This window comes from Pseudoalteromonas sp. 2CM36K, assembly GCF_023161865.1.
GTDB lineage: Bacteria > Pseudomonadota > Gammaproteobacteria > Enterobacterales > Alteromonadaceae > Pseudoalteromonas > Pseudoalteromonas tetraodonis.
In genome coordinates this window covers 154,063-180,418 of record NZ_JALNTK010000005.1, presented here as the reverse complement: position 1 = coordinate 180,418, position 26,356 = coordinate 154,063, and the positions used below count along the sequence as shown (strand labels likewise).

The window sequence follows — 26,356 nt, the reverse complement described above, 5'->3', positions numbered from 1 at the left end:
GGTGCCGACTAACCGAGTCGAACGGTTGACCTACTGATTACAAGTCAGTTGCTCTACCAGCTGAGCTAAGTCGGCACACTAAACTGTGTGCTAAGGCACGTGTAATAACGTTTAATCTTATGATTTGAAACACTATTACTTTAATAATGGTGCCTCGACCCGGAATCGAACCAGGGACACGAGGATTTTCAATCCTCTGCTCTACCAACTGAGCTATCGAGGCACTTAAACAGTGCTAATTAAAAATCTTAACTGATTTTTAATGCAATTCCCAGCTAGCTCTACTAACTGGCTATCTGGGCGTGCGGCGTATTAAACGAGTTTTGCCCCTACAAGTCAACTTTTTTTTTATTCTTTATAATCGTTTGAACGGTTTTCAAACAACTCGAGGCTATTTTCGTTAATACAGTGTATTTATCCAACAAAAGAGTTTAAAAAACGTAGTGAATTATTTTTTTTAGGTGTTACGATTGAATAATAACTTTCGGTACAGGCTTACCGTTTTAATAATAAGACCACAGGAAAACTCATGCAGAGCAAGCCCTCTTCAGCAATAAAAGGCCTACTACCTTTATTCTTAGTTAGTAACCTTATAATAACCGCATTATTTGTAGTCGCCTTTGTGCTTTATTCACAAGGCAATGCTGATAACAACGCATCTGCTCCAACCTCTACTTTATCGTTAACAAAACTTGCTGAGCGTCTTGATCAGCCTTTAGCAGAAGCATTAACAATATACGAGCAAGACAAGGTCACGCAATTACTCGATATGACCACCTTACTCAATGATGATTATAAATATACGCTCCACCGTTTTAATGCCAATAATCAAGCCGAGTTAGTTTATAGCAATAACAGTAAAGCAATTGCGCCTTTAGCTGTTAATAAATATATTAAAGAACAAAATACTCTTCATCATTTAATCTCATCAGAGGGACAGGTAATTGGAGAGCTTATTATTGAGCAAACACAGTCCTCAGTTACACCATCAAATCAACACTCACCACTAAATGCCTATATTGTAGCCTTTGCTGCACTGGTGGTGCTGTTTGTATTAGCATTCATGTTGAATAAATACATTAACAAGCGATTACATAAAAATACAGATTCACTTACTCAAGAACTAAAAGAAATTACGCAAAACGATAACTATCAAAGTACCCTAAATGAGCAACTAGAGGGTGGTTTAGAAACGGTAGCTCAACAAGTTAATTTGTTACTCAAAAAGGTGAGTAAGGTTCAAGCTGACGATCAAGCGGCGAAAAAAGAATTAAAAAAATTACAAACAAGCCTTGAAACAGAAGTACAAAACAGAACCTTTGAGTTAGAAAAACAAACGCAAAAAGCGCTAAAAGCCAGTGAAACTAAAACCACCTTTTTAGCCACTATGAGCCATGAAATAAGAACACCAATGAATGGCGTAATCGGTACCATTGATTTACTTCGTCAAACAGAACTTGATGGTGCACAGCAACGTTTAAGTACAATTATTCGTGAATCTGCATTCTCGCTGCTAAGTATCTTAGATGATATTTTGGATTTTTCTAAAATTGAAGCAGGAAAGCTCAATATAGACCCGACTCCCTTTTCTGTTGCAGATACACTAGAAGAAGTCGCAAAGGTGTTATCGTCAGTTGCAAAAAACCGTCACCTAGAACTCGATTTATCAATTGCACCCGATATTCCTAGTAACCTTATGGGCGACTCAGTCAGGGTTCGTCAAGTACTTTATAACTTATGCAGTAATGCCATTAAATTTACCAGCACTAACGGCTCTACCCAAGGTAGAGTGAAAATATCGGTTGAAGTGGCACATAACACTGCCGATCATTTTACGCTACGTTTTTGCGTAAGTGATAATGGTAAAGGAATGACTCAGTCCCAATTAAGGAAAATATTCAGCCCATTTACTCAAGCTGAAAGCTCAATTACCCGAGAATTTGGCGGTACAGGACTTGGGCTTTCAATTTGTAAAAGCTTAACCGAGCTAATGCTTGGTACTATACATGTTACAAGCCATGAGGGGATTGGTAGTGAGTTTACCCTTGAACTGCCTTTTTCAACGGCAGGTAAAACTGAATTTGCCCATAAAAATACACTAAATGGTAAACATGTCGTTGTTGTTAGTGATAATGCTGAACGCAGCAAGGTAATTTATCGTTACTTATCATTTATGGGGGCTAAAATAACCTATGCCCATGAGCAAAAGGACATAGAAGCTCATCAAGACACAAAGGATATTATTTGGGTTGTTGATGGTATTGACGACATGAGTAGCATTAGCACTTTGCTGAGAAGTTTACTTTACTCACTAGAAGATAATAATCAGCAAATGGTGGTATTAAGTAAACTAGATGAAGCCGTTATTAATCATAAAAATATTTTTTATATTAATGCTTCACCACTATGTAAATCTAATTTTATGCTTTCAATTTTGGTTGCGGCGGGCTTACATAAACCTAAGCAAATAAAAAAAGCTAAAAGCATGAATCATTACTTAAATTCAGAAGAAGCACTCGCTGCAAATAGGCTTGTTTTATTGGTAGAAGATAACTTACTAAACCAAGAGGTACTTACCGAGCAGTTACATATACTAGGGTATAGTGTGGAAGTAGCGAATAATGGTGAGGAAGGCATAGAGATGTGGCGTAAAAACAGCTATTCGCTCATCCTAACCGATTTACATATGCCGAAAATGTCTGGCTACGATATGGTTGAAAAGATTAGAGAAGAAGCGGCACTGTTAGAAGCAATCGATGCCCAACCTTATATTATTGCTGTAACAGCCAATGCCTTAAAAGGCGAAAGAGAGCGCTGTTTAGCTGTGGGAATTAATGACTTTATAACTAAACCGATTGAGTTAAATGCGCTTGAGGACATATTAAATCAATGGAGCGATTTAGATAATAAACAGCCAAAACAAATTAGCTCAGCTGAAAAGCCAGCCATGCCTATTAATATGGAATCTGCCAATAAATATATAAATGGCGATGATGCTAAAAAAATTCGCTTCTTTAAAATGTATTTAGAGCAAAGCCAAGAACAAATTAAATCAATCAACTTTGCGGTACTACAAAAGAGTCAAAGTGAAATTATAGCTGCCTGCCATCAATTGAAATCTATATCAAAAACAGTGGGGGCTAATATTGTGGCTGATTTAGCGCAGTCATTTGAGGATAAGTGTAAGACTGATGAAATCAATGCCGATGAGTTAATTGAGATGAGAGATGAGCTCGAAATTGAATATTCAAGAGCAGCACAATTTTTAAAAGAACAAATTAGAAACCACGATCAACAAGATGACTTGATTTAACTAAACTGTTCATAGGTATGCACAACAAAAAAGGGCTTTTATAGCCCTTTTTTAACGATTATTTTTCTACTGGCTTATAGCCTTCAATCTCGACCTCTTTACCTTCGAATAAAAAGCCAACCATTTGCTCTTCTAAAAAAGTACGATGCTCTGGGTCCATCATATTTAAATGCTTTTCGTTGATCAGCATCGTTTGTTTATGCTGCCACTGTCCCCATGCTTCTTTAGATATATTATTAAAAATCTTTTCGCCAATTTCACCAGGATAAAGTTGAAATCCAAGGCCTTCAGCTTCTTTTTGTAACTTTTGACAAAATACAGTACGTGCCATGATTTATTCTCTCTAACGCTAAATGCTGCTAGTTTAACCTATTGGGCTCATTTGTTTAACCAACTTTTTAGTCGGTGCAGCTAAACCCACCTCTATTGATTGATCAAGTGGATACCATATTAACTGCTTGTCGTTCACCACATCAGGAATTTGCTGAACATTGAGCACATGTGGGTTTATGGTTAGCTCAAAATGTGAGAACACATGGGTAAAAGGCGCTAATATCTCAAGCTCACTTTTTAGCCCTTGTTGTGCTAAAAAAGTGTCGAGCTCGCTGTGCTCATTAAATTCAAAAAATCCAAATAAGCCGCCCCAAATACCGCTATTTGGGCGCTTTTCCATGAGTACTTTGTCGTCATGTTTAATAATTAACTGATGACAACTTTTTTTAGGCACTGCTTTTTTAGGTTTAGAATGTGGAAACTCTTTAACCTTACTCGCATTAAAAGCACCACATTGTGTTTTTAACGGGCATGCTTCACAGTCAAAACGACTTCGTGAACAAAGGCTTGCCCCTAAATCCATCATAGCTTGATTAAACTCAGTCACATTATTTTTAGGGGTGAGTTGTTCACTTAAATGCCACAGCTGATTTTCTACCTTTTTGACACCATACCAACCTTCAACCATGAAAAATCGCGCAAGCACCCTTTTTACATTGCCATCAAGAATAGGATGATGCTGCCCCAACGATAAAGATAAAACAGCACCGGCAGTGGAGCGCCCTATTCCGGGTAAATCCATCATCTCTTCAAGTGTGCTGGGAAACTGGCCTTGATATTTGTCTCGCACTATTTTGGCCGTTTTATGCAAGTTGCGCGCGCGTGCATAGTAACCTAGACCAGTCCAGTGATGCAGAACCTGATCTTCATCAGCATTTGCTAAAGCAATAATATCGGGAAAGCTTTGCATAAACTTTTCGAAATAGGGAATAACAGTCACAACTTGAGTTTGCTGCAACATCACCTCAGACACCCACACTTTATAAGGCGTTTTAGCTAATTGCCATGGCAATGTTTTGCGCCCATGGAGATGATACCAATCAACTACTTGGTTAGAAAACCAATCAGACTGCTGCTTTTTTAAATCCAACATATTTACTTTTTTACTAATGCTCAATGGCGGCTCAGTCTATTGGAGTTGTTGAAAAGATCAAGCTATAACGCCCTAGAGCTTGTCAACCCCGCACGGGTCAGGGATAATACGCAACCATTTTTAAACACATTGTTTTGTCAGGCCAATAATATGAGTGAATCAAGTAACAACAACCTTGAGCAAGCTAAGCAAGAAGGTAAGTATATCCGCACTATTCGTAGTTTTGTAAAACGCGAAGGCCGATTAACCAAAGGCCAAGCCGCTGCAATCGAAAAATGCTGGCCAACAATGGGGCTTGAGCATAAAAACGGCCTGCTTGATTTAAACGCAGTATTTGGCAATGACAATGATGTAGTGTTAGAAATTGGCTTTGGTATGGGCAAGTCATTGGTTGAAATGGCAAAAAATGCACCACATCTTAACTTTATCGGTATAGAAGTACATCGCCCAGGCGTTGGCGCGTGCTTAATGGATGCCGACGAAGCAGGCGTTACTAATCTTCGTGTATTTGAACACGACGCCGTTGAAGTCCTTGCAGATTGTATAAGTGATGAAAGCTTATCGACCTTACAATTGTTCTTCCCTGATCCGTGGCACAAAAAGCGTCACCATAAGCGCCGTATTGTACAAACGGAGTTTGCAGAAAAGCTACGTTCTAAATTAAAAATTGGCGGCGTTTTTCATATGGCAACCGATTGGGAAAACTATGCAGAGCATATGCTTGAAGTAATGCAAGCAGCACCTGGTTACAAAAACCAATCAGAGACTAACGACTATGTACCTCGTCCTGATTTACGTCCGCTGACTAAATTTGAACAACGTGGCCATCGTTTAGGCCATGGCGTATGGGATTTAATGTTCGAACGTACTAAATAACCGTTAATTAAATAATCAAGTAAGGTAAAGCCATTTATGAGCGTATTAACCAATCCGAGCCTATTATTACTTCGCAACAGCGAGGAGCTAAAAGGTAAATCAATATTGGTGGTCAACTTTGTTCAAGATGGCTTTTTAAATGAGCTAAAAACGCTCAACCCACAAAGTAAAATAACGGCTTTTAGCTATAACCATGCAAATGGTGAATTTGCTAAAAACATATCGGGTATAAATGTAGAAGTTAATCACACGATTAGCGCCGGTGAATATGATTTAGTAATTCTTTATTACCCCAAGTCTAAGCCCGAGCTATTAATGGCATTAGACAACATACGCGCAGTGATATGTAAAGAAGCTGAGCTGCTAGTCGTTGGCGAAAACAAAAGCGGTGTAAAATCAATTGAAAAGCAACTCGCCGGTAAAACGGCGTTTAGTAATAAAATTGACTCTGCAAAACACTGCGTTTTATATTCATTTTCAGAAATAACCCTTAATTCAACATTTGATATTAGTACTTACCACAAAGAGTTTGTGGTAAACGTAAGTGATATTGGGTTTACTGCTGTAAGTATTCCTGGCGTGTTTAACCATGGCGGCCTTGATGCAGGCACTAAAATGCTACTAGAAAATGCACCAAATTTAAAACACGGTAACGTTCTTGATTTTGGTTGTGGCGCGGGGCTTATTGCTACGTTTTTAGGGCTAAAAAATCCGGCTCTTACATTTACATGTAGTGATGTAAGCGCACTAGCTGCCTATGCAACAACACAAACGCTTAAACTTAATAACGTTAATGGTGAAGCCTTACTGAGCGATGGTTTAAACAGCATTGCAGGTAAGTTTGATTTAATTATTAGTAACCCACCATTTCATACCGGTATTGCAACTGACTACACAGTGGCCGAATCGTTTTTAAATAATGCTAAACAGCACCTAACTAAAACAGGTAAGCTCACTATTGTTGCTAATAGCTTTTTAAAATATCCACCTATTTTAGAAGCCCAATTTGATAGTTATCAAACGGTGTTTAAAAATAATAAGTTTGCTGTATACAGTAGCTAAAACTTATTATTAATCCCCTATCAAAACATAAATATGCGGTATATTAGCCGCATATTTACTTTATGACGTAGGTTAACTAAGAATAAATAGTGTAATTAAGCTAATCTTTTTGCTTCACTTTTTCCTGTTTTTGCTAAACTAGTATTTATTACATTCACAATTGACACGGATGACCCTCTCGCAATGCCTAAAACTGTAGAGCAAAATAGCATTCGTAGCATATTGTTTAAAACCATCATGCTTATAACAGCCATCTGTTTGCTATTATCTCTTTCTATTTCTACTTACTTAAGTACACAAGAGCAAAAAAAGCAGCTGATTAGTAAACTTGTGCTGGTGTCAGAGATCATTGCCTTTGATGCAATGCCGTCATTACTAAATAAAAATAGACCTGCAGAAGAAAGGCGGTTAAAGCTTCTTCAACAAGTTTCATCGGTTACAAACTTACATATTTATGCGCTAGATGAGCAAACAAGAAAACCAGTATTTTTTACCAGTTTTAATGCCCGAAAATCGCCACCTGTACCAATCAAAACAGACAGTATTAACGACTTTATAGAACCCCAAGTAGGTGATGAGTTTATTGAGTACATTACTCCAATACTCAATAATGATCAGTTACTTGGTTATGTGTATATTAGGGGCAGCTTGGATAACTTAAATAAGCTTATCACTAAAAAAATTATAATTGATATTGCCATTATCGCTTTAATACTTATCTTCATCTCTTTGATTATTTTAAGGCTACAAAAAAGGATAGCCAGCCCAATAGAAAATTTAAGCTTGTTACTGCAAAACATAGCTAAAAATCATAACTACTACGCCCGGGCGCCTTTAACAAACTTAACTGAAATAACCCGGCTTTCTAATAGCTTAAATGTAATGCTGGCGCGAACACAAAGACAAATAGAGCGCCACGAAGAAGATAAAAAAGAAATTAAGCTACTAAACTCAAATCTTGAAGAAAAAGTAAGCCAACGAACCATCGCGCTCAGAGAAGCAAATAAAGAGTTGCTATCTACACTTGAAAAGATGCACCAATACCAAACTCAAATTGTCGAAAACAAAAAAATGGCTTCATTAGGGCAAATGGTGGCAGGTGTAGCTCATGAGGTAAATACCCCTATAGGGCTTGGGATCACCGGTTCTACTTTACTAAGGGATAAACTCGCGGAGCTACAAATTAACTTTCAAAATAAGTCATTGACTGCCAGTCAATTTGAGCAATTTACTAACGATGGCATTGAAAACTTAGACCTCATCTACAGTAGTTTAAACCGTGTCGCAGAGCTTATTTCTAACTTTAAAAAAGTGGCCGTGATCAAAGATGATGAAATCACTAGCACCGTTCACTTACAGCAGCTCATAAACGATACATTATTGTCTATGGGGCAAGAATTAAGAATAAAAAATCCTAAAGTTCTTATAAATTGTCCAGCAGATTTAACCGTTGAAAGTAAAAAAGGGCCACTGCAGCAAGTTTTCCATCAACTAATTTTAAACTCCCTACTACACGGATTTGTAGCTGGCGGTGACAATGTAGTGCAAATTGATATTGTGGCAACAAACACAAAAACACAAATTACCTACACCGACAACGGCCTAGGTGTAGAGAGCAACATAAGAGCGAAAATTTTTGACCCCTTTGTTACCTCAAAACGCGGTCAAGGAGCCAGTGGATTAGGCATGCATTTAGTTTACAACTTAGTGACCCAGGCTTTGGCTGGAGAAATTGTGTTAGATACTGAGTATCAATCAGGAGCACGATTTATTATTACGCTATTTTAAAAAGTGAAATAAATCCGTTGCCTGCTCTTGAATTACGACTTTATGACCATACTAAGACAGCACTCATTGAACAGTTGTATCATTAATGCTGTATTTTCACACAATTAATGAACTTAATTGTGTTTAACATATCACATACATTGATGAAAAATTGTAAAGTGATATAATTTCGTTTTGAATTAGTCTGATTATTTTAAGTATCTTTAGGTGGTTGATGGATGTATCAATTATTAAAGGGAAATGGCTTCGACTTTATAATTCAAATTATACATCCAACGTTAAGTATCAATTAAGCCGCGGTTTTTAATAATACGTCAAAGTAGGTTTGGGCGCGCAGCTGTTTTTATCTAATTTGTTTTTACTTGTTAACATTTAGATATAATCCTATAATTCTAGTAATCGGTTTTGATGATCACACCGATTTTAAAATAAAACACACTCCAAAAAGGTTAATTAAAAATGCAAACGCCAGTCATTCTGATCGTAGAGGATGAAGACGTAACTAGACTAAACCTCGTTAGTTTATTTGAAGCCGAAGGTTACAAAGTTATTGAAGCCATTGATGGCGATGATATGCATGATAAGCTTACAAATAACGATGACGTCAATCTTGTAGTTATGGACATCAACCTGCCAGGTAAAAACGGGCTTATTTTAGCTCGCGAATTACGCCAAAAACGCAAAGTTGGTCTTATTTTCTTAACAGGCCGTGACAACGATGTAGACCGTATTTTAGGTCTTGAAATTGGTGCTGATGACTATATTACTAAGCCTTTCAACCCGCGTGAATTAACTATTCGTGCTCGTAACTTAATTACGCGTACTGCATTAGGTGGTGAAGAGTCTGCTATTGAAACAAATGGCGTGATCACCTTTAACGGTTGGGAACTTGACGAAAACAGTCGTTGCCTTACTTCTCCAAACGGAGACGCGAAACGTCTACCTAAAGGCGAATACAGAGCACTGCGTTTAATGCTTGACTCTCCGGGTCGTATATTTAGCCGTGAGCAACTAATTAAACACATGACTGGCCGAGAGCTCCGCGCTAACGACCGTACGGTTGACGTAACAATTCGTCGTATCCGCAAACACTTTGAAAGCGACAACTCAACATCTGAGTTAATCAGCACCATCCATGGTGAAGGTTACCGTTTCATTGGTAAAATCGACAGCTAATTAGTTATTACTCTAATTGCTGTAAAAATAAATGAAGGGCCTGTTGTCCTTCATTTATTTTATCTGTTAACTCCTCAAGCCACACAGCTAACACTTCGTCACTTTGCTCCAGCGCCCCATGCTCCATTTGCTTTGCATGCAACTGAACATCATTAAGACCCACCGAACCAGCGGCACCTTTTAATTTGTGCGCAACCGATTTGTACTCTTCTCTATCAGCAGCGTTTAACGAAGCTAATAGCTCTTGTTGGTACTGCGGATTTAGCTTTGCGAACAACTGGCTACTGCGTTTAAATACTTCAACGCCCATCGAATTTACAAAGTCTTCAATGGTTTCAACATCCAACAAGTCAGTATTAATTTGATTTAATAACGCTTGATTGACCACTCGTTGAGGAGCCTCGGTTTGCGCTTGCTTAATGCCAAAGAGTTCAGCGAGCATATTATCTAACTTGCTTGTGTTTATTGGTTTAGCTAGTGCGCCTTGAATAGATATACCCTCAAGCTCTTCTTCAGCACTGCGAACATTGGCCGTTAATGCCACTATTGGTAGCTGATCAAAATGACTTTGAGCGCGAATTTGTCTTGCCACTTCGTCACCATTAATATCAGGCAACTGCATATCAAGTAATACTAAATCTAAGTCATCTTCAGTTTCGACAAACGATAAAGCATCTTCACCCGTTTCAGCCCACAGCACTTCGTGTCCACGTTGCTCTAGTAGGTTAGTAGCAATTTCAGCATTAAGTGGCACATCCTCCACTAATAAAATATATAAGCTACGCCCAACATAACTATGTTCGGTAGGAGCACTACATAAATTCAGCGGAATTTGTACCGTAAAGCAGCTGCCCTCTCCTGGGGTACTATTAACCGTTATTGTACCTTTCATTGCGCTTACTAACGCTTTGGTGACAGCTAACCCAATACCTGAACCAATGGCATTGGTGCCTTTAAGATCTGGCGCTTTATAGTACATGTCAAAAATGCGTGTTAGTTGCTCTTGTGGAATGCCTTCACCGGTATCGAGTATTTTAATAATAAGCCAAGGGCCATCTTCACGGTTTTCTCTGGCACAATCTAAGATTACGCTCCCTTGTTGAGTAAACTTAACAGCGTTATTAATTAAGTTCCACACCACTTGGCGTAAACGAGTCGGGTCAAGCAAAGCATATATGTCAAGCATGCCAGAACGCTTCACTTCAAAAGAAAGCTCTTTTTGCTCAGCAATAAGGCCTGCAAAGTTAACCACATCATTGATAAAGTCCGAAACATTAATTTCGTTGGCGGCAATATCTAACTGCTCACGGTCAATTTTATCTAAATCTATAATATCGTTGAATATGTTACCTAGCGTTTCGGCGCTTGAAAACACGGTATTACACCAACTGCGTTGCTGTTTGTTTAATTCGGTATCCAGTAGCATGCGCGTTAAGCCCACAATACCATTAAGCGGTGTGCGTAACTCATGGCTTAATGTGGCAATAAATTTCCCTTTATCTTTATAAGCTGTTTCTAGTGCCTGCGCAGCTTCTTTACGACTGGTAATATCACGGCCAAACGCAAGTAAACCAATGTAATCCCCTTGTTCATTAATAAAGGGAAGTTTACGCAATTCAAACCACCTAATTTCACCGTTTACTGAGTACTCCACATCTATAGTTAAACCTTGGTGCGTACGCTCAACCTGCTCATCAGTTCTGAGTACTTCTGATAAAAAGTGGCTTGGGAATATTTCTTCTGCGGCTTTACCAATAAGTTCGCCACTGGTTTTGCCCATTACCTCTTCAAACATTTTATTACAACCGGCAAACACCCCGTTGTTATCGCGGTAATAAAATAAATCCGGCGAGGAGTCTACTATTGAGCGCAGTAACATGCCTTGCTGTGCGAGTTCTTGTTGTGTTTTTTTACGCTCTGCAATTTCACGCCTGAGCTCTTCTATTGCTCGATGTTTGGCATGAAAAGCCATTTTACGTTCGTCAATTTCAATATTTAAGCGGTTAATATTGTCTTTGAGGGTTTGATTTAAAAGCTTTTCTTGTTTTGTGGCACTATCTAAATAAGCATAAGAGGCATCAAGTTGCCGAATAGAGTTTAATAATATGCTGATAACTAAAGGAGAAACAACCGAGGTAAAAAATACTACGGCCAGTATATCAACCAAGTTTACTTCGCCTATGGCGACGTAATAAAACATACTTGATAAAACCAGCGATATTGTCAGTAATAATGCATAGCAAATAGCTGCAGTTTTAAACTCACCTAAACGAGTTATTGAACTGGAAAGAACTCGAACCCACGGGTTCAAAGAAGAATCAGTCATATATCAGTTTTTCTCTTAGCTAAATGCTTAGGGTCTGTTGACCTTTCAAGGTTAAAGGCTAATTTTAGCATTTTCTACCAGCTATTTTCATGTTGTGCGACAAAAACAATAAAATTTCATGTTTGGTGTTATTTGCTGCATTTCAGCAACCCTTTATTTAGTGTAAAATGCGGCGTTTTAAATATTGCAAATAACGAGTAACGTATCATGCAAAAAACTATGCCAGATATTGCTAACACGGCTGCCACATTACAAACAGGTAAATTAGACTGGGTAGGTATGGGCGATATAGAGCTGCCTTTTATTTTTGAATCTCTTGATTTAGCTCCAGTTACCGTTAATGCAAAAGCACGCGCCTTTGTTAATTTACACAAAGAAGATGCTAAAGGCATTCATATGTCGCGACTATTTTTAGCGTTGGATCACCTCTCAACTGAGCAACAGGTCAATCCACAAAGCTTAGCACAAGCCTTAGATACCTTTATCACCAGTCATGAAGGCTTAAGTGATAAAGCACACATTGAATTTAAATTTGAATTGCCGCTACGCCGTAAGTCATTACTTAGTGGTAAAGCAGGTTGGAAAAGCTACCCTATTGTACTTACCAGCACTATCAATCAAGGTGTCATTAGCTTTGAGCTCAGTGTTGATGTGACTTATTCATCAACCTGCCCCTGCTCTGCTGCACTGGCTCGCCAATTAATTCAAAACGCATTCAGCGAAAAGTTTTCTCAAGAAACACTCACTCAATCAGAAGTTTTAGAGTGGCTTGGAACAACTCAAGGAATTGTTGCCACCCCGCACTCACAGCGTTCAATTGCTAATGTTAAAGTAAAGCTAGATCAAAATATTCAAGAGTTTGATGTAGTTAACTTAATTAATTTACTCGAAGATGAGCTTAAAACACCAGTACAAGCTGCGGTAAAACGTGAAGACGAACAAGAGTTTGCTCGCTTAAACGGTCAAAATTTAATGTTTTGTGAAGACGCAGCACGAAAAATTAAAACGACGTTAGAGTCAAAAGAGTTTAGCGATTACTTCCTGCAAATTAACCATTATGAGTCTTTACATGCTCATGATGCAGTTGCGATTGCCGTAAAAGGTATTGAAGGCGGCTATAAAGCATAATAGTGCTCATCCCCATTCGTTAATAAAACAACCATAACAACTATTTGGGCACATAAATTGCTTTAGAAAAACAGTGTCAATTTGTTGTTATGGAGTTACCGTATGGAATTCGCTTTATTATTAATATTAGTGCTAGTTGTTGGGGCATCTGTCGTTGCGTCAAAATTTAATGATGACGGCGGAAACCCTTATCCTTTTACTCGTAAGCAAAGTGTATTTACCCAAGTAGAAGGGGCGTTTCTGAATTTATTAGAGCGCGCTGTTGGCGATCAATATAAAATTGTTAGTCGCGTTAAACTAATCGATGTGATTGACTGTAAACAAGGCCTGTCTGTTAAATCTAAACGTGCGGCAATGGCTAAAGCAAAAAATAAGCAGCTCGACTTTGTTTTAGTAGATAAAGAAAAAATGACCATAGTGGCTGCGGTTGACTTAGTTAATAACGCTAATAAAGATGGCCACAAAGCACAGCGCGACTGGTTTGTTAATGGCGCATTGGAAGCCGCAGGTATTCCACATATTCGTATGAAAGTGAAGGCAGGCTACCGCCCAAGCGAAGTACGCGATGCAATTATGTTTAAATTAGGTAAGCCAGCGGCATCTAAACCTTCACGACCTACGCGTGCTAGAGTTCATAAACCGGCGGTATTGTCTCCTTCTCAAGCAAAGGCACAATCAACAGCCCTTGCTGAAATATAATCAATAAGTTTATAAAGTGCGGGCTTTTTAAGCTCGCATTTTTGTTTGTTTTACCCCACGTTATTTTTTGCAGTATAATCACCGTATTCAAACTCAGGAATTTAACACTATGAATGTTGGTATTATTGGCGCAATGGAGCCAGAAGTTAAAATTTTGCGCGAGGCGATGCAAAATCCACAAGTTTTAACCAAGGCTGGTTTTACTTTTTACACAGGCGAGCTTGCAGGCAATACCGTCACTTTAGTGCAATCAGGTATAGGTAAAGTCGCTTCGACAATCGCAACCACATTACTTATCGATAACTTCAATCCAGATTGTGTTATTAACACAGGCTCTGCCGGTGGATTCGACCCATCACTAAACGTTGGCGATGTAGTAATTTCATCTGAAGTACGTCATCACGATGTTGATGTAACAGCGTTTGGTTACGAAATTGGCCAAGTACCACAAATGCCAGCAGGTTTTACTGCTCACCCTAAACTTGTAGAAGCAGCCGAGCAAACAATTGCACAAATTAGTGAAGTAAAAACCCTTGTTGGTTTAATTTGCACTGGCGACTCGTTTATGTGCGACCCTGTTCGTATTGAAAAAGCACGCAGTGACTTCCCTACAATGCTAGCAGTAGAGATGGAAGGTGCATCAATTGCGCAAACGTGTTTTGCACTTAATACACCATTTGTTGTTATTCGCTCAATGTCTGATATTGCAGGCAAAGAGTCGCCGCAATCATTTGAAGAATACTTAGAAACAGCCTCTATAAATTCATCAAAAATGGTCGTAGCTTTACTTGAGAAATTAACGGCGGTTACGCTGTAAATGCTCAATAATATTGTTCAAAATCATTTGGACTTTATTGTATTTATTTGTGCGCTCCTTGCTGAGCGCTTTTTACCTTTAGTAAGTTGGTATCACCCTAACCACATACTCTCTGCTATTTTTAGCGCTATAAGCCAGCGTATTTATAAAAAAACAGACACCAAGCAATATCATTATTTAGCAGCCTCAATGGCAAGTACTCTTATACTTAGTACTGTGCTTATTATTGTAGTTTTACTGCTTCAGTTTGCCTTTTACCCCGAGCTGTTATCAGGTCTTATTTTATATTTATGCCTAGAAAACAGTAGCCTGAATAAAAAAGCGATACGCATAGCTAGGCTAGTCAAAAAAAATCAAAAATCGACAGCACGCGAATTATTAAAGCCACTAGTAGCCCGAGAAGTTATTGCACTTTCAAGCCCCGGGATCATTAAAGCCATTATGGAAAGTGTCATACTTAGAACGGCGCGTCATTACTTTGTGGTAATTTTCATATTTTTAGTATTGGGCCCCGTCGCCGCTCTAGCCTATCGTTTAATCACTTTAATTCAACAGGCGTGGCGAAGTGATATAGCCCCAAATAGCTCTTTTTTGATGCCGCTTAAACTGGTTCTTTTTATTGTTGAGTACATTCCCATACGTTTACTCGCGCTGACAATTGCCTCACTAAAGGCCAGTAAAAAAAGCATGCATTATATTAAGTATTATGGCCGACACTTCTATCAAACCAATACAGGCTGGTTACTTAGTGTATGTTCTGCATCTTTGGGGGTACAACTTGGTGGGCCTGCTATTTATAATACACAGCGTTTTAATAAAATGCGTGTCGGTGTAGAGCGCCTTCCCAACGCCGATGACGTACCACAACTACTCAATACACTTAACCAAACTCGCCTTTTTTGGTTTCTGATTATTATTAGCGTTGAAGTTATTAAGGCTGTTCTCGTTTTTAAGTTCGCATAAAAAAACCAGCCGTAGCTGGTTTTTATAATGTCCGAAGTTTTAAGCTACGGTGATATTTGCAAATTTGCGTTTACCTACTTGGTAAATAGCCGTTGTGCCTTTTGCAATTTCCAATTTGGTATCTGTAATTTTGTCTTCGCCGTTAAGCTTTACTGCACCTTGTTTGATCATCCTCATGGCTTCTGAGGTACTCGCCACTAAGCCCGCTTCTTTAAGTAAGTTAGCGATTAAAATTGACTCTTCATCAATATTAACTGTCAGCTCAGGGATTTCATCTGGCAAAGCTTTTTTCTGAAAACGCTGGATGAAGTCATCATGAGCAGCTTGCGCATCAGCTTCACTGTGAAAACGCGCAATTAGCTCTTTAGCTAATTCAATTTTAATATCGCGCGGGTTAGTACCCTGCTCTACACGCTGTTTTTGCGCTGCAATTTGCTCAATAGAAAGGCTACTTAGCAAATCGTAGTAACGCCACATGAGTACGTCACTAATTGACATGATTTTACCGAACATATCTGAAGGCGTATCAGTAATACCAATATAATTACCGAGTGACTTCGACATTTTCTGAACGCCGTCAGTTCCCTCAAGTAAAGGCATCATTAATACTGTTTGTGGTTTTTGACCTTCATCTTTTTGCAGCTCACGACCCATTAATAGGTTAAAACGCTGATCGGTGCCGCCTAGCTCAACATCTGACTCTAATGCGACTGAATCCCAGCCTTGCACCAGTGGATACAAAAACTCATGAATCGCAATCGATTGACCGCCAGCATAGCGCTTTTTAAAATCATCACGCTCAAGCATACGCGCCACAGTTTGACGCGCGGCTAATTTTATCATCCCCGCAGCGCCTAATTTCTCCATCCACGTAGAGTTAAAAGCGACGGTTGTTTTAGCCGGGTCTAAAATTTTGAACACCTGCTCTTTATAGGTTTCGGCGTTGGCAAGCACGTCATCACGTGTAAGTGGTTTACGGGTCACATTTTTGCCCGTTGGATCGCCAATCATACCGGTAAAATCACCAATTAAAAAAATAACCTCATGACCTAAATCTTGAAAGGTTTTCATTTTATTAATGAGTACAGTGTGACCTAGGTGTAAATCTGGAGCCGTAGGATCAAAACCAGCTTTAATTTTTAGCTTTTTCCCCGACTTTAATTTTTCAACCAACTCATCTTCAATTAATATCTCTTCTGCACCGCGTTTTATCTCTGCTAGAGCGGTTTGTAAATCCACTGTGTGTTACTCCAAAAATTCTGACAACGAAGGGGTGTAATATGCTCACGGTTTATTGCTAGCGCGTTATCACAAAGCAAATAAAACTATTTAGCTAACATAACAAATTTCCACCTAATTAGAACAACTTTTTTAACTAATCGCAGCACCAACCAAATTGCAGGGTGTACGTTCTAAAAGGGGATATAAACGAGCGATTAATAATACGCCAAAAGTGTTTATCACAAACTAAAAACAGTTTACAAATTAATCACTTCTCGTAATTAAACCGTTTTATAAACTAATATAACATTATGATGAAAAAGCAAAGTATCCAAGAATATAAAATAGTGTAACAGTTCAACTTTAAACACAAACAGCCTGAATACCCTACGATTTTAGCCTAATTTAACTCGAGTTTAAATCTACAAAATACTAGTATTCACAGATTATTCGTTATATCCTGCAATATAACCTATTTATTATCTTGACAGCAGAAAAAGGCACGTTATGGTTCACGTGGTTAACACGCTCCCCAAAAAACACAAAATGCTTATTCTAGGTTTGGTTTCTGCTATTGTTGCCTTAGCCTTTCTTCCTTCTGAAAAAGCCACTGCATCCAAAGACAATAGTGAAAACACACTAGAAATTGGTAAGCGCTATGAATTACAAATTAAAGTAGGTGAGAACGAAAAACTCACTGACCTAAATTCAGAGCAGGCAGCACAAAAACTTCCAGAATATGATTTTGTCGATCACCAAGTTAAAAATGGTGACAATTTAGCGATTATTTTTAAGCGCGCTGGTTTTTCTGCACAAACGCTGCATAAACTTGTAAACACCAACGCTGAAACACGTAAGCTAACTAAAATTCACCCAGGTGAAACGTTAAGCTTTGCTACCGCCGAAGACGGTTCATTAGCTCAATTACGCTACGTTATTTCTAAAACGGATACGCTATTCGTCACACTTAATGACGAAGGCCAATACGACACCTCAATTGACAGCAAAGAAATAGAAACACTGAGCAAAACAGCCGGTGGGGAAATTTCAAGTAGCTTTTGGACCTCTGCAATTGCAGCAGGTTTAAGTGAACGTCAAATCATGAACTTTGCCGATATATTTGGTTGGGACGTCGATTTTGCAAACGACATCCGCAAGGGTGACGAATTTGGCTTAATTTATGAGTCTCATTTTGTTGACGGTGAGTTTATTGGCACCGGTAAAATAATTGCCGCTGAATTTATAAACCAAGGTGAGCGTTACACCGCTATTCGTCACACAGACGGTAACTTTTACACCCCTGAAGGCCGTAGTATGAAAAAAGCCTTTTTGCGTGCGCCTGTTAATTTCAAATATATTAGTTCAAGCTTTAACCCTCGCCGCCTACACCCCGTTACAGGACAAGTGAAAGCACATCGCGGCATTGATTACGCTGCACGTACCGGTACGCCAGTTGTATCATCGGGTAATGGTAAAGTAATTAAAGCAGGCTATAGCAAATATAATGGTAATTACGTATTTATTAGCCATGGTACTCAATATGTTACTAAGTACTTACACCTTAACAAGCGCCTCGTCAGAACAGGGCAAAAGGTAAAACAGGGAGAAAAAATAGGTACTGTTGGCTCAACTGGTCGTGTAACCGGTGCGCATTTACATTATGAGTTTTTGGTTAACGGCGTTCACCGTAACCCTAAAACCGTAAAACTACCTAAGTCTGAACCATTACCTCGTTCAGAGCTTGCTAAATTTAAGCCTATTGCTGATAACTTTATCGCACAACTAGAGCGCAGTCGTGAGCTACAACTAGCACTTAGATAACCACTTCACTGATTAAATAAAAAAGCCTTTGCTGGGGTTACCCGCAAAGGCTTTTTTGTGTGTGATATTTAAGTTTCAATCTTAATTTACAAGTACGTAAATTAGCTGCACAACCAAAGATATCATGACTAATGGCCAAATATACTTGCTGTATTTGGTAGCACCCTCTAGCCCCATTCTACTTTGGTACTTTTCTAGCAAAGGAATAATGATCACCAAAGCAATCACTAAGCTAATTAAAATGACAAATATATTCATATCAACACCTTTGTATTATACCAATTTGTTCAAATAATATTGAAACGGGTATTAACTCACGGCAAAGCGCAGCCTTTCGCGCTAATATATAACTCATACCAATGCTCTCGACTTAAATTAATATTAATTGCATCACTCGATGCCTTAATACGATCTACATTAGTTGTGCCTATAATTGGCTGAATCGATGCAGGATGGCGAAGTAGCCATGCCAATACAATAGCTTCTGCACTTGTGCCATATAAAACAGCAAGCTTACTAACTAAAATACTCGTGTTTACATCCGCTTGTGACGCTTTTGACAGGTCACCGCCTGAGTATAAACCTTGGCACAAACTGCCCCAACTCTGAATTTGAATGTCATGCTCACGACAATACTCAACACACCCTGGGGTAAAGTTAATATCTTTGCCATCGGCATTACCCACATAAATGCCCTCATCAACCCACTGATGTTTTTGTAAACTGGCCTCTATTTGATTTGCCACAATTGGCATATCTAAAGCGCGCTGCAAAAACCTTATTTGATGTTGAGACATATTTGAAACTGCAAAATGACGCACTTTGCCACTTTCTTTTAAACAGCTAAATATTTGCGCAACTTCCTCCACCTCCATTAATGGATCGGGGCGATGCAACATAAGCACATCTAAGTAGTCGGTATTTAATCGTTTAAGTGAGCCCTCAACAGAACGCTCAATCCAATCAGCAGAAAAATCATAACGCTGCGGGTTTTTCTCATCAGCAAAGCGAATACCACACTTAGACTGAATATACATTTGTTCTCTAAGCTCAGGACGCTCAGCCAACGCTTTACCAAAAACGTGCTCAGCTTTGCCTAAAGTATAAATATCAGCATGATCAAAAAAGTTAATCCCGCTTTCCAATGCTGCGTCTATGCATGAATGGGCTTGCTTTAAGTGCCCACTGTTAATGGCGTCTTTATTCCAAGCACCTCCTAAACCCATACAACCAAATACAAGCTTACTAACCTTGGGTAAATATTTTGCCAGCGGTGTGTGTAACATTTGACAGCCCTTTAAAAAAATGAAGAGTGATTACTTTAAACAAAAAACCCTATACAAGAAACCGCTTAATCTAAAACATTAAATTTTAGGCAAAAAAAAGCGCAGTAAACTGCGCTAATGGTTGGATTAAATATTACTAGCCAACAAGTGCTAATAAAATACCTGCAGCAACAGCACTTCCCAGTACGCCAGCTACATTAGGCCCCATGGCATGCATCAGTAAAAAGTTGTGCGGGTTATTTTCAAGACCGACTTTATTAACTACACGAGCCGCCATAGGAACAGCCGATACACCCGCTGCACCAATTAATGGATTAATTGGGGTTTTTGATATTTTATTTAAGCCTTTTGCCATAAATACACCTGAGGCCGTACCAATAGCAAACGCCATTGCGCCCAGTACTAAAATACCAATGGTTTCCACTGTTAAGAACTGCTCGGCAGCAAGCTTAGAGCCTACCGCTAGTCCTAGAAATATGGTGGTTATATTAATAATTTCGTTTTGAGCACTGTTACTTAGCCTATCGACCACACCCGACTCACGCATTAAGTTACCTAAACAAAACATACCAACCAGTGGAATGGCGGCTGGTAAAAAGAGCGCAGTTAAAGTAAGTACCATCAGCGGAAAAATAATTTTTTCCTTTTTTGATACTTTACGCAGTTCTGGCATTTGAATTTTACGCTCTTCAGGCGTTGTAAACGCACGCATGATAGGCGGCTGAATAATAGGAACCAACGCCATGTATGAGTACGCAGCCACGGCTATAGCGCCTAATAAATCAGGCGCCAGTTTTGACGCTAAAAAGATAGCGGTTGGCCCATCAGCGCCACCAATAATGGCAATTGCTGACGCATCTTGTAAACTAAACTCAAACCCTGGGATAAAGTTAAGTAAAATAGCCCCAAATAAGGTAGCAAAAATACCAAACTGCGCCGCAGCACCTAATAACAACATACGCGGGTTGGCAATTAACGCACTAAAGTCAGTGAGCGCGCCCACTCCCATAAATATTAATAACGGAAAAATTCCGGTATCAATACCTACATAGTAAACATAATAAAGTAAGCCACCAGGGTCAGACAAACCTGCCACAGGAATATTAGTTAAAATAGCACCAAAACCAATGGGCAGTAATAGTAGCGGCTCAAAGTTTTTAACTATAGCTAAAAATAATAACAAACAACCAACGGCAATCATGATCAGCCCAGGAAATGTAAAGTTAGCAATGCCTGTGGCATGCCAGAGGTTTAAAATACCATCCATCCTCTATTTACTCCTTAAGCTAATGCAATCATTGCATCGCCGGTTGACACTGAATCACCTTCAGAGACAAGCACGTCTGCAATTGTACCGGTATGCATAGCGCGTACTTCGGTTTCCATTTTCATGGCTTCCATAATAATCACCACATCGCCTTCATTTACTACCTGACCTGGCTTTACTTTAATTTTAAAGATATTACCGGCAAGTGGCGCATTAAGAGTTTCACCTGAAGCAACTGATGCCGACTGCGGAATATGCTCAGAGTCTTTTAGCGTCACCTCTTTAAGCTCACCGCCTTGAGCAACCACGACATCGTATACTTTGCCATCTACTTTAACGCTGTATTGCTCAGCCTTAACGCCTTTATTGTTTGCCGCTGATTTTTCAGGTGCTTTATTTGAGCTATCATCAGCGCTGGGAACAGGTTCAAATGCGTCAGGGTTATTACGGTTTTTAATAAACTTCAAACCAATTTGTGGGAATAAGGCATACGTGAGCACATCATCAATTTGCTCATCAGCAAGCGTTAAGCCTTGCTCTTGCGCAAGTTTACTTAATTCAGCCTCAAGCGTTTCAAGTTCAGGTTTGATCACATCTGCAGGGCGACAGGTAATTGCTTCGCTGCCATCAAGTACACGCTCTTGTAGCTCTTTATTCATAGGAGCAGGTGTTGAACCATACTCACCTTTTAATACGCCAGCGGTTTCTTTGGTGATGGTTTTATAGCGCTCGCCAGTAAGCACATTAAGTACTGCCTGAGTACCAACAATTTGCGAGGTCGGTGTAACTAATGGAATAAAGCCCAAATCCTCACGCACCCGTGGAATTTCAAGTAATACTTCGTTTAGCTTATCAGCAGCGCCTTGCTCTTTAAGCTGATTTTCCATGTTAGTTAACATACCACCTGGCACTTGGGCTAATAAAATTCGGCCATCAACACCTTTTAAACTGCCTTCAAACGCAGCGTACTTTTTACGTACGTCTCTAAAGTAAGCTGCAATTTCTTCAAGGTGGTTTAAATCAAGCCCAGTATCACGCTCAGTACCTTCCACGATTGCAGCAATTGTTTCAGTTGCTGAATGACCATAAGTCATACTCATAGACGATACAGCCGTATCGAGCATATCAATACCGGCATCAATCGCTTTTTGATACGTTGCTGTACTTAAACCCGTTGTTGCATGACATTGCATGGCAATAGGAATTGAAACCGTTTCTTTTAAGCCTTTAATCAGTTTTTCTGCATCGTAAGGCTTAAGCAATCCCGCCATATCTTTAATACAAATTGAATGACAACCTAATTCTTCAAGCTGCTTAGCAAGTGTTAGCCACATATCCAATGTGTGTACTGGGCTTACCGTGTAAGAAATCGTACCTTGGGCATGCGCGCCTACCTTAACCGCCGCTTTTATAGCAGTTTCTAAGTTACGTACATCATTCATGGCATCAAAAATGCGAAATACGTCTACGCCATTTTTGTGTGCGCGCTCAACAAACTTTTCAACAACGTCATCAGCATAATGGCGATACCCCAATAAGTTTTGACCGCGAAGTAACATTTGCTGGGGTGTATTTGGCATCGCCTTTTTAAGCGCGCGAATACGCTCCCAAGGATCTTCGCCTAAATAACGAATACATGAGTCAAAGGTAGCCCCACCCCAAGACTCTATAGACCAATAACCTGCGTCATCAATTTTTTTTGCAATAGGTAACATGTCGTCTAATCGCATGCGGGTAGCTAAAAGCGACTGATGGGCGTCTCGAAGTACGAGTTCTGTTATTTTTAATTTAGCCATTGGTATGCTCCTCTAATTATTATTTGTTTTGTACTGAGCAATGGCAGCACTAATTGCAGCGATGTGCTCATTTGGCACACCTTGAGATTTAAAAGATGGTGTTCTCTGTGATACTTCAAGTTCTGGCTGAGAAAATTTGCTAGCCAGCTTAGACATAACTGTCACTGCACCAATCAATAAAGAAAGAAATACAAACACACCCACCATACCGGTTAGCATTAAATTGCCTGCAGTTGTAAGCAAAGCCCCTATATCCATAATTCTCCCCTGTTCAAAACTGAATACATAAAAAGTCAGTTTATTTAAATAAATATTCACCAATAGTAACAAAAACTACTCTTTTGTCTACACATTGTAAATTGGTAAAACCAATTAATCTAAAAGTAACATATCACCAATAAGGTTAACACCACCTAAAATAGCTTATTTAACCTATATATATAGATGGTAAAAATGTTCGTTATAAATAAAGAATATATAAAAACCCTAATATTCTGTAAAAACACATAAAAATATACCAAATGAGCTAATCCACTAAAAACTGCCAAAGTAAATGCTAATTGGTCTTACCAAAATAACGACTGTAAAAACTATTTATTATCTCATCAGACACCACTGTGAATAAGTTACAGATAAAACCGTAAAAATTACCAACCTAATATAAAGCTAAACTCAAAAAGATAAGTTAAACCATTGATTTAAAACAAAATAAAATACTGGCATATTACTCGCTTATATAAAAACAACACTTTAACACTTAGATAAATCAAGGAGATGACAATGTTACGCTGGACAATTACATTTTTGGTGATCGCACTAATCGCAGCCGTTTTAGGATTTGGTGGTATTGCAGGAGCCGCAGCAGGAATTGCTAAGATCATATTTTTTATCTTTATAGTTTTACTGGTTATTTCACTTGTCTCTGGCGCTTTACGTGGTAAAAGCCCCAAGTAGATAAGAAACAACGAACTTTTTAAATTTATATACAAGGAATTACATTATGAAATCATCAACACTTAAAGCAGCAGCTATTGGCCTATTCGCAAGTGCATTTATTATGGGTTGTGAAGACAATCATGCAGAAGAAGCCGGTGAACGCATCGACGAAGCCGTGACAGATGTTCAAAATAAAGTAGAAGATGCCTGTGAAGAAGTAAAAGAAGGAGTCAACGCTGAAGAAACAAATTGCTAATTCAGCCCCCTTTTTTAAAAGCGACCATTTGGTCGCTTTTTTTTTGTGTTTAGTATTAGTCGCCAAGTTGCTACCCATTAATTATAAACTCTGAACTATTAATTCTTTTTAAGCTGCGCATTTACCACATAGCTTGCTAAAATGATAAAAAATAGCTTTTAAGTATAGATGCATGGTATTTACGACAACCTATAAACTCGATAAACCTTACTTTTATGAATGCTTCGACCAATCGCTGCCTTATAGTAAACGCGCGCAACCTAAATATTTTTTATTAGCACTGCTTGTTGTATTGGGATTATTTGGTATTTATGGTTTAGGAGATCATTACCTAGGTACATTTTTGCTGATGCTAGCCCTACTCGAATGCATCGCCTTTTACTATCGCCGCCCATGGTGGGTTACCAGGCAAATGCTAAGCAGAGCGTCTGGTTCTGAAGTCACTCTCACCTTCGACGAAGACGGAATAAAATCAACCAATCATTACAAAAATTACCAGTTAGCTTGGCACGACATTAACGAAATTATTACTACAGATTGTGGACTATTGTTAAAAAGTAAAAGCGGTATGCAATACATTTCTAAGGCAATACTCGACGAAGAAACGATTGATTTTATAAACAAAAAAGCCACTCAGTGAGTGGCTTTTACAAATGTCATAGTTATATTAACTAGCACATTTTATACTATGTTGATTAAGCATTGCCCGGATTAGGGTTAGACTTTTCAGCTTGTATGCGCATGTAAATTTCTTCACGATGAACTGATACGTCTTTAGGTGCGTTAACACCGATACGAACTTGATTTCCTTTAACACCCAGAACAGTAACGGTTACTTCGTCACCAATCATCAGGGTCTCGCCTACTCTACGAGTTAGTATTAGCATTCTCTTGCTCCCATGTTCCAATAAAATTATAAGATTCCGAACAAACATTTTAATTAAAATTAGACTAAAAAGTAAGTAAAAACCCTCAATCTATTCATTTTCTGTTAAAAATGTCTTATGTAATGCACGAACAGCCAGCTCGAGGTATTTTTCATCTATTAAAACTGAAATTTTAATCTCTGAGGTGGCAACAAACATCACATCAATGTTTTCTTGTGCTAACGAATCAAAAAATAAGCTCGCTACCCCGGAATGAGATTTCATCCCCATACCCACCGCTGACACTTTCGCCACATTGGTCGATCCGTCAATTGCCTGTGCATCAAATTGCTGTTGCTCAGCCGTTAACAAATCAAGTGCGTTTAAGTAATCATTTAAATGCACAGTAAAAACATAGTCGACTTTTTCAACTTTATGATTAATTTGATTAATCATATCTATTTCGATGCCATTATCAGCAAAAAGTTTCAAAACTTTTGCAAGATGTTTGGTGCCTTGCGGCATTCCATGCACCTTAATTAAGCACTCATCTCGATTAAATGCAATACCCGATACGACATTGCTTGTCACGTCGCACTCCTCAAAACTAATTAACGTGCCTTCATCGGGTTTAAAGCTAGATAACACCCGCAGAGGAACATTGTGTTTACCAGCAGATTCTACAGAGCGAATATGTAACACTTTAGCGCCTAAACTTGCCAGCTCAAGCATTTCGGCAAAGGTGACATGACTTAAACGTCGTGCGTTAGGTTCCACACGCGGATCTGTAGTATATACGCCATCAACATCGGTATAGATCTGACACTCATCGGCTTTTATTGCACCCGCTATTTCAACCGCAGAGGTATCGGTACCACCACGCCCAAGTGTGGTCACATTACCCTCAATATCGCGCCCCTGAAAGCCGGCAATAATAGCAATGCGGTTGTGTTCAAGCTCATGTTTTAAACGCGTTGCAGCCACGTCTTCTACACGGGCTTTACCGAACATGTTATCGGTTAATATATTCACCTGATCGGCTAACAAGCTTACCGCAGAATGACCGCGTTTAATAATCGCCATCGCTAATAAAGCTATAGAGACTTGTTCACCGGTACTCAGTAATACATCGAGTTCACGACTACTCGGGCGAGAGTCGATTTGTTTGGCAAGATTAATTAAGCGATTGGTTTCTCCCGACATTGCCGAAAGCACCACAACCACTTGGTGGCCTTGTTGCTTAGTTTTAACAACAAGGTCGGCGACCGCTTCAATACGCTCTATTGAGCCTACCGAAGTGCCGCCAAATTTTTGAACTATAAGTGCCACTTAA

Annotated in this window: 24 protein-coding genes and 2 tRNA genes; 13 read left to right on the top strand and 13 right to left on the bottom strand. The window is 39.0% G+C overall.

Annotation, left to right across the window (positions count from 1 at the left end; genetic code table 11):
- Positions 1 to 2: 2 nt before the first annotated feature.
- Together MTN97_RS04910 and MTN97_RS04905 are read right to left on the bottom strand one after the other, a co-directional pair.
- Positions 3 to 75, bottom strand: a tRNA-Thr gene (locus MTN97_RS04910).
- Between the two features lie 72 nt (positions 76 to 147).
- A tRNA-Phe gene (locus tag MTN97_RS04905) sits at positions 148 to 223 on the bottom strand.
- Between the two features lie 306 nt (positions 224 to 529).
- On the opposite strand from MTN97_RS04905, the gene MTN97_RS04900 reads away from it, so the two are divergent.
- On the top strand, positions 530 to 3,313 hold the full coding sequence (locus MTN97_RS04900; protein ID WP_248473808.1) for an ATP-binding protein: 2,784 nt from the start codon (positions 530 to 532) through the stop codon (positions 3,311 to 3,313).
- Positions 3,314 to 3,371: 58 nt separating this feature from the next.
- Here the strand turns inward: MTN97_RS04900 and MTN97_RS04895 are convergent, their stop codons facing one another.
- Both MTN97_RS04895 and mutY read right to left on the bottom strand, forming a co-directional pair.
- Positions 3,372 to 3,644: an oxidative damage protection protein gene (locus MTN97_RS04895; protein WP_013464143.1), complete on the bottom strand. Its 273-nt coding sequence runs from the start codon at positions 3,642 to 3,644 to the stop codon at positions 3,372 to 3,374.
- Between the two features lie 33 nt (positions 3,645 to 3,677).
- Positions 3,678 to 4,739, bottom strand: a complete 1,062-nt coding sequence (gene mutY / locus MTN97_RS04890) for an A/G-specific adenine glycosylase (RefSeq protein WP_248473807.1) — start codon at positions 4,737 to 4,739, stop codon at positions 3,678 to 3,680.
- Between the two features lie 150 nt (positions 4,740 to 4,889).
- Between mutY and trmB the strand changes: the two genes are divergently transcribed.
- The 4 genes from trmB (at position 4,890) to arcA (ending at position 9,641) form a co-directional block, all read left to right on the top strand.
- Positions 4,890 to 5,615, top strand: coding sequence for a tRNA (guanosine(46)-N7)-methyltransferase TrmB (trmB, locus tag MTN97_RS04885; RefSeq protein WP_024601262.1), 726 nt, complete (start codon positions 4,890 to 4,892; stop codon positions 5,613 to 5,615).
- Positions 5,616 to 5,651: 36 nt separating this feature from the next.
- On the top strand, positions 5,652 to 6,677 hold the full coding sequence (locus tag MTN97_RS04880) for a methyltransferase (protein ID WP_138563604.1): 1,026 nt from the start codon (positions 5,652 to 5,654) through the stop codon (positions 6,675 to 6,677).
- Between the two features lie 183 nt (positions 6,678 to 6,860).
- Positions 6,861 to 8,465, top strand: a complete 1,605-nt coding sequence (locus MTN97_RS04875) for an ATP-binding protein (protein ID WP_033102601.1) — start codon at positions 6,861 to 6,863, stop codon at positions 8,463 to 8,465.
- 459 nt (positions 8,466 to 8,924) lie between these two features.
- Positions 8,925 to 9,641 (top strand): two-component system response regulator ArcA, encoded by a 717-nt coding sequence (gene arcA, locus MTN97_RS04870; RefSeq protein ID WP_008110444.1) that lies wholly within the window; start codon positions 8,925 to 8,927, stop codon positions 9,639 to 9,641.
- Between the two features lie 7 nt (positions 9,642 to 9,648).
- Here the strand turns inward: arcA and arcB are convergent, their stop codons facing one another.
- Positions 9,649 to 11,967: an aerobic respiration two-component sensor histidine kinase ArcB gene (gene arcB / locus MTN97_RS04865; protein ID WP_248473806.1), complete on the bottom strand. Its 2,319-nt coding sequence runs from the start codon at positions 11,965 to 11,967 to the stop codon at positions 9,649 to 9,651.
- 207 nt (positions 11,968 to 12,174) lie between these two features.
- On the opposite strand from arcB, the gene folE2 reads away from it, so the two are divergent.
- From folE2 to MTN97_RS04845, 4 genes are all read left to right on the top strand, one after another.
- The gene (folE2, locus tag MTN97_RS04860) at positions 12,175 to 13,095 is read left to right on the top strand and encodes a GTP cyclohydrolase FolE2 (RefSeq protein WP_248473805.1); all 921 of its coding nucleotides are present in this window, start codon (positions 12,175 to 12,177) and stop codon (positions 13,093 to 13,095) included.
- Positions 13,096 to 13,197: 102 nt separating this feature from the next.
- Positions 13,198 to 13,794, top strand: a complete 597-nt coding sequence (locus tag MTN97_RS04855; protein ID WP_013464137.1) for a DUF2726 domain-containing protein — start codon at positions 13,198 to 13,200, stop codon at positions 13,792 to 13,794.
- 109 nt (positions 13,795 to 13,903) lie between these two features.
- Entirely contained in the window at positions 13,904 to 14,611 is a 708-nt protein-coding gene (mtnN, locus tag MTN97_RS04850; protein ID WP_016900621.1) for a 5'-methylthioadenosine/S-adenosylhomocysteine nucleosidase, read from the top strand.
- Entirely contained in the window at positions 14,612 to 15,574 is a 963-nt protein-coding gene (locus MTN97_RS04845; RefSeq protein ID WP_248473804.1) for a cobalamin biosynthesis protein, read from the top strand.
- A gap of 39 nt (positions 15,575 to 15,613) precedes the next feature.
- On the opposite strand, the gene tyrS is transcribed toward MTN97_RS04845, so the two are convergent.
- Positions 15,614 to 16,813: a tyrosine--tRNA ligase gene (tyrS, locus tag MTN97_RS04840; protein ID WP_028834382.1), complete on the bottom strand. Its 1,200-nt coding sequence runs from the start codon at positions 16,811 to 16,813 to the stop codon at positions 15,614 to 15,616.
- Between the two features lie 489 nt (positions 16,814 to 17,302).
- Here tyrS and MTN97_RS04835 point away from each other — a divergent pair, with 489 nt between their 5' ends.
- Positions 17,303 to 18,616 (top strand): peptidoglycan DD-metalloendopeptidase family protein, encoded by a 1,314-nt coding sequence (locus MTN97_RS04835; protein ID WP_036980092.1) that lies wholly within the window; start codon positions 17,303 to 17,305, stop codon positions 18,614 to 18,616.
- An 81-nt stretch (positions 18,617 to 18,697) separates the two neighbouring features.
- Here MTN97_RS04835 and MTN97_RS04830 read toward each other — a convergent pair whose 3' ends face one another.
- The 5 genes from MTN97_RS04830 to MTN97_RS04810 all read right to left on the bottom strand — a co-directional run bounded on the left by MTN97_RS04830 (position 18,698) and on the right by MTN97_RS04810 (position 23,223).
- Complete coding sequence (locus MTN97_RS04830; protein WP_171034712.1) at positions 18,698 to 18,874, bottom strand: hypothetical protein; 177 nt, start codon at positions 18,872 to 18,874, stop codon at positions 18,698 to 18,700.
- A 56-nt stretch (positions 18,875 to 18,930) separates the two neighbouring features.
- Positions 18,931 to 19,902 carry an aldo/keto reductase family oxidoreductase gene (locus MTN97_RS04825; RefSeq protein ID WP_248473803.1) on the bottom strand — a complete coding sequence of 324 codons (972 nt, stop codon included), beginning with the start codon at positions 19,900 to 19,902 and terminating at the stop codon, positions 18,931 to 18,933.
- 136 nt (positions 19,903 to 20,038) lie between these two features.
- Positions 20,039 to 21,169: a sodium ion-translocating decarboxylase subunit beta gene (locus tag MTN97_RS04820; RefSeq protein WP_013464130.1), complete on the bottom strand. Its 1,131-nt coding sequence runs from the start codon at positions 21,167 to 21,169 to the stop codon at positions 20,039 to 20,041.
- A 14-nt stretch (positions 21,170 to 21,183) separates the two neighbouring features.
- Entirely contained in the window at positions 21,184 to 22,965 is a 1,782-nt protein-coding gene (oadA, locus tag MTN97_RS04815) for a sodium-extruding oxaloacetate decarboxylase subunit alpha (RefSeq protein WP_016900617.1), read from the bottom strand.
- Between the two features lie 12 nt (positions 22,966 to 22,977).
- The gene (locus MTN97_RS04810) at positions 22,978 to 23,223 is read right to left on the bottom strand and encodes an OadG family protein (protein WP_013464128.1); all 246 of its coding nucleotides are present in this window, start codon (positions 23,221 to 23,223) and stop codon (positions 22,978 to 22,980) included.
- A 522-nt stretch (positions 23,224 to 23,745) separates the two neighbouring features.
- Between MTN97_RS04810 and MTN97_RS04805 the strand changes: the two genes are divergently transcribed.
- The 3 genes from MTN97_RS04805 (at position 23,746) to MTN97_RS04795 (ending at position 24,797) form a co-directional block, all read left to right on the top strand.
- Positions 23,746 to 23,919, top strand: a complete 174-nt coding sequence (locus MTN97_RS04805) for a DUF1328 family protein (RefSeq protein WP_036980098.1) — start codon at positions 23,746 to 23,748, stop codon at positions 23,917 to 23,919.
- Between the two features lie 46 nt (positions 23,920 to 23,965).
- Positions 23,966 to 24,157: a hypothetical protein gene (locus tag MTN97_RS04800; RefSeq protein WP_013464127.1), complete on the top strand. Its 192-nt coding sequence runs from the start codon at positions 23,966 to 23,968 to the stop codon at positions 24,155 to 24,157.
- A gap of 172 nt (positions 24,158 to 24,329) precedes the next feature.
- A complete protein-coding gene (locus MTN97_RS04795; protein ID WP_008115132.1) occupies positions 24,330 to 24,797 on the top strand; it encodes a YcxB family protein in 468 nt (155 codons plus the stop codon).
- Positions 24,798 to 24,852: 55 nt separating this feature from the next.
- Here the strand turns inward: MTN97_RS04795 and csrA are convergent, their stop codons facing one another.
- Together csrA and MTN97_RS04785 are read right to left on the bottom strand one after the other, a co-directional pair.
- Entirely contained in the window at positions 24,853 to 25,044 is a 192-nt protein-coding gene (csrA, locus tag MTN97_RS04790; RefSeq protein WP_004587515.1) for a carbon storage regulator CsrA, read from the bottom strand.
- 90 nt (positions 25,045 to 25,134) lie between these two features.
- Positions 25,135 to 26,352: an aspartate kinase gene (locus MTN97_RS04785; protein ID WP_036980100.1), complete on the bottom strand. Its 1,218-nt coding sequence runs from the start codon at positions 26,350 to 26,352 to the stop codon at positions 25,135 to 25,137.
- Positions 26,353 to 26,356: the final 4 nt, after the last annotated feature.

What these genes read in the sequence shown, in the direction of transcription:
- MTN97_RS04895 (WP_013464143.1), bottom strand. Translation starts at nt 3,644, where the DNA reads ATGGCACGTACTGTATTTTGTCAAAAGTTACAAAAAGAAGCTGAAGGC.
- arcA (WP_008110444.1), top strand. Translation starts at nt 8,925, where the DNA reads ATGCAAACGCCAGTCATTCTGATCGTAGAGGATGAAGACGTAACTAGA.
- MTN97_RS04835 (WP_036980092.1), top strand. Translation starts at nt 17,303, where the DNA reads ATGGTTCACGTGGTTAACACGCTCCCCAAAAAACACAAAATGCTTATT.
- mutY (WP_248473807.1), bottom strand. Translation starts at nt 4,739, where the DNA reads ATGTTGGATTTAAAAAAGCAGCAGTCTGATTGGTTTTCTAACCAAGTA.
- oadA (WP_016900617.1), bottom strand. Translation starts at nt 22,965, where the DNA reads ATGGCTAAATTAAAAATAACAGAACTCGTACTTCGAGACGCCCATCAG.
- MTN97_RS04805 (WP_036980098.1), top strand. Translation starts at nt 23,746, where the DNA reads ATGTTACGCTGGACAATTACATTTTTGGTGATCGCACTAATCGCAGCC.
- MTN97_RS04855 (WP_013464137.1), top strand. Translation starts at nt 13,198, where the DNA reads ATGGAATTCGCTTTATTATTAATATTAGTGCTAGTTGTTGGGGCATCT.
- arcB (WP_248473806.1), bottom strand. Translation starts at nt 11,967, where the DNA reads ATGACTGATTCTTCTTTGAACCCGTGGGTTCGAGTTCTTTCCAGTTCA.
- MTN97_RS04825 (WP_248473803.1), bottom strand. Translation starts at nt 19,902, where the DNA reads ATGTTACACACACCGCTGGCAAAATATTTACCCAAGGTTAGTAAGCTT.
- MTN97_RS04845 (WP_248473804.1), top strand. Translation starts at nt 14,612, where the DNA reads ATGCTCAATAATATTGTTCAAAATCATTTGGACTTTATTGTATTTATT.
- MTN97_RS04800 (WP_013464127.1), top strand. Translation starts at nt 23,966, where the DNA reads ATGAAATCATCAACACTTAAAGCAGCAGCTATTGGCCTATTCGCAAGT.
- csrA (WP_004587515.1), bottom strand. Translation starts at nt 25,044, where the DNA reads ATGCTAATACTAACTCGTAGAGTAGGCGAGACCCTGATGATTGGTGAC.
- folE2 (WP_248473805.1), top strand. Translation starts at nt 12,175, where the DNA reads ATGCAAAAAACTATGCCAGATATTGCTAACACGGCTGCCACATTACAA.
- MTN97_RS04900 (WP_248473808.1), top strand. Translation starts at nt 530, where the DNA reads ATGCAGAGCAAGCCCTCTTCAGCAATAAAAGGCCTACTACCTTTATTC.
- MTN97_RS04880 (WP_138563604.1), top strand. Translation starts at nt 5,652, where the DNA reads ATGAGCGTATTAACCAATCCGAGCCTATTATTACTTCGCAACAGCGAG.
- MTN97_RS04810 (WP_013464128.1), bottom strand. Translation starts at nt 23,223, where the DNA reads ATGGATATAGGGGCTTTGCTTACAACTGCAGGCAATTTAATGCTAACC.
- MTN97_RS04820 (WP_013464130.1), bottom strand. Translation starts at nt 21,169, where the DNA reads ATGGATGGTATTTTAAACCTCTGGCATGCCACAGGCATTGCTAACTTT.
- trmB (WP_024601262.1), top strand. Translation starts at nt 4,890, where the DNA reads ATGAGTGAATCAAGTAACAACAACCTTGAGCAAGCTAAGCAAGAAGGT.
- MTN97_RS04875 (WP_033102601.1), top strand. Translation starts at nt 6,861, where the DNA reads ATGCCTAAAACTGTAGAGCAAAATAGCATTCGTAGCATATTGTTTAAA.
- MTN97_RS04795 (WP_008115132.1), top strand. Translation starts at nt 24,330, where the DNA reads ATGGTATTTACGACAACCTATAAACTCGATAAACCTTACTTTTATGAA.
- MTN97_RS04830 (WP_171034712.1), bottom strand. Translation starts at nt 18,874, where the DNA reads ATGAATATATTTGTCATTTTAATTAGCTTAGTGATTGCTTTGGTGATC.
- mtnN (WP_016900621.1), top strand. Translation starts at nt 13,904, where the DNA reads ATGAATGTTGGTATTATTGGCGCAATGGAGCCAGAAGTTAAAATTTTG.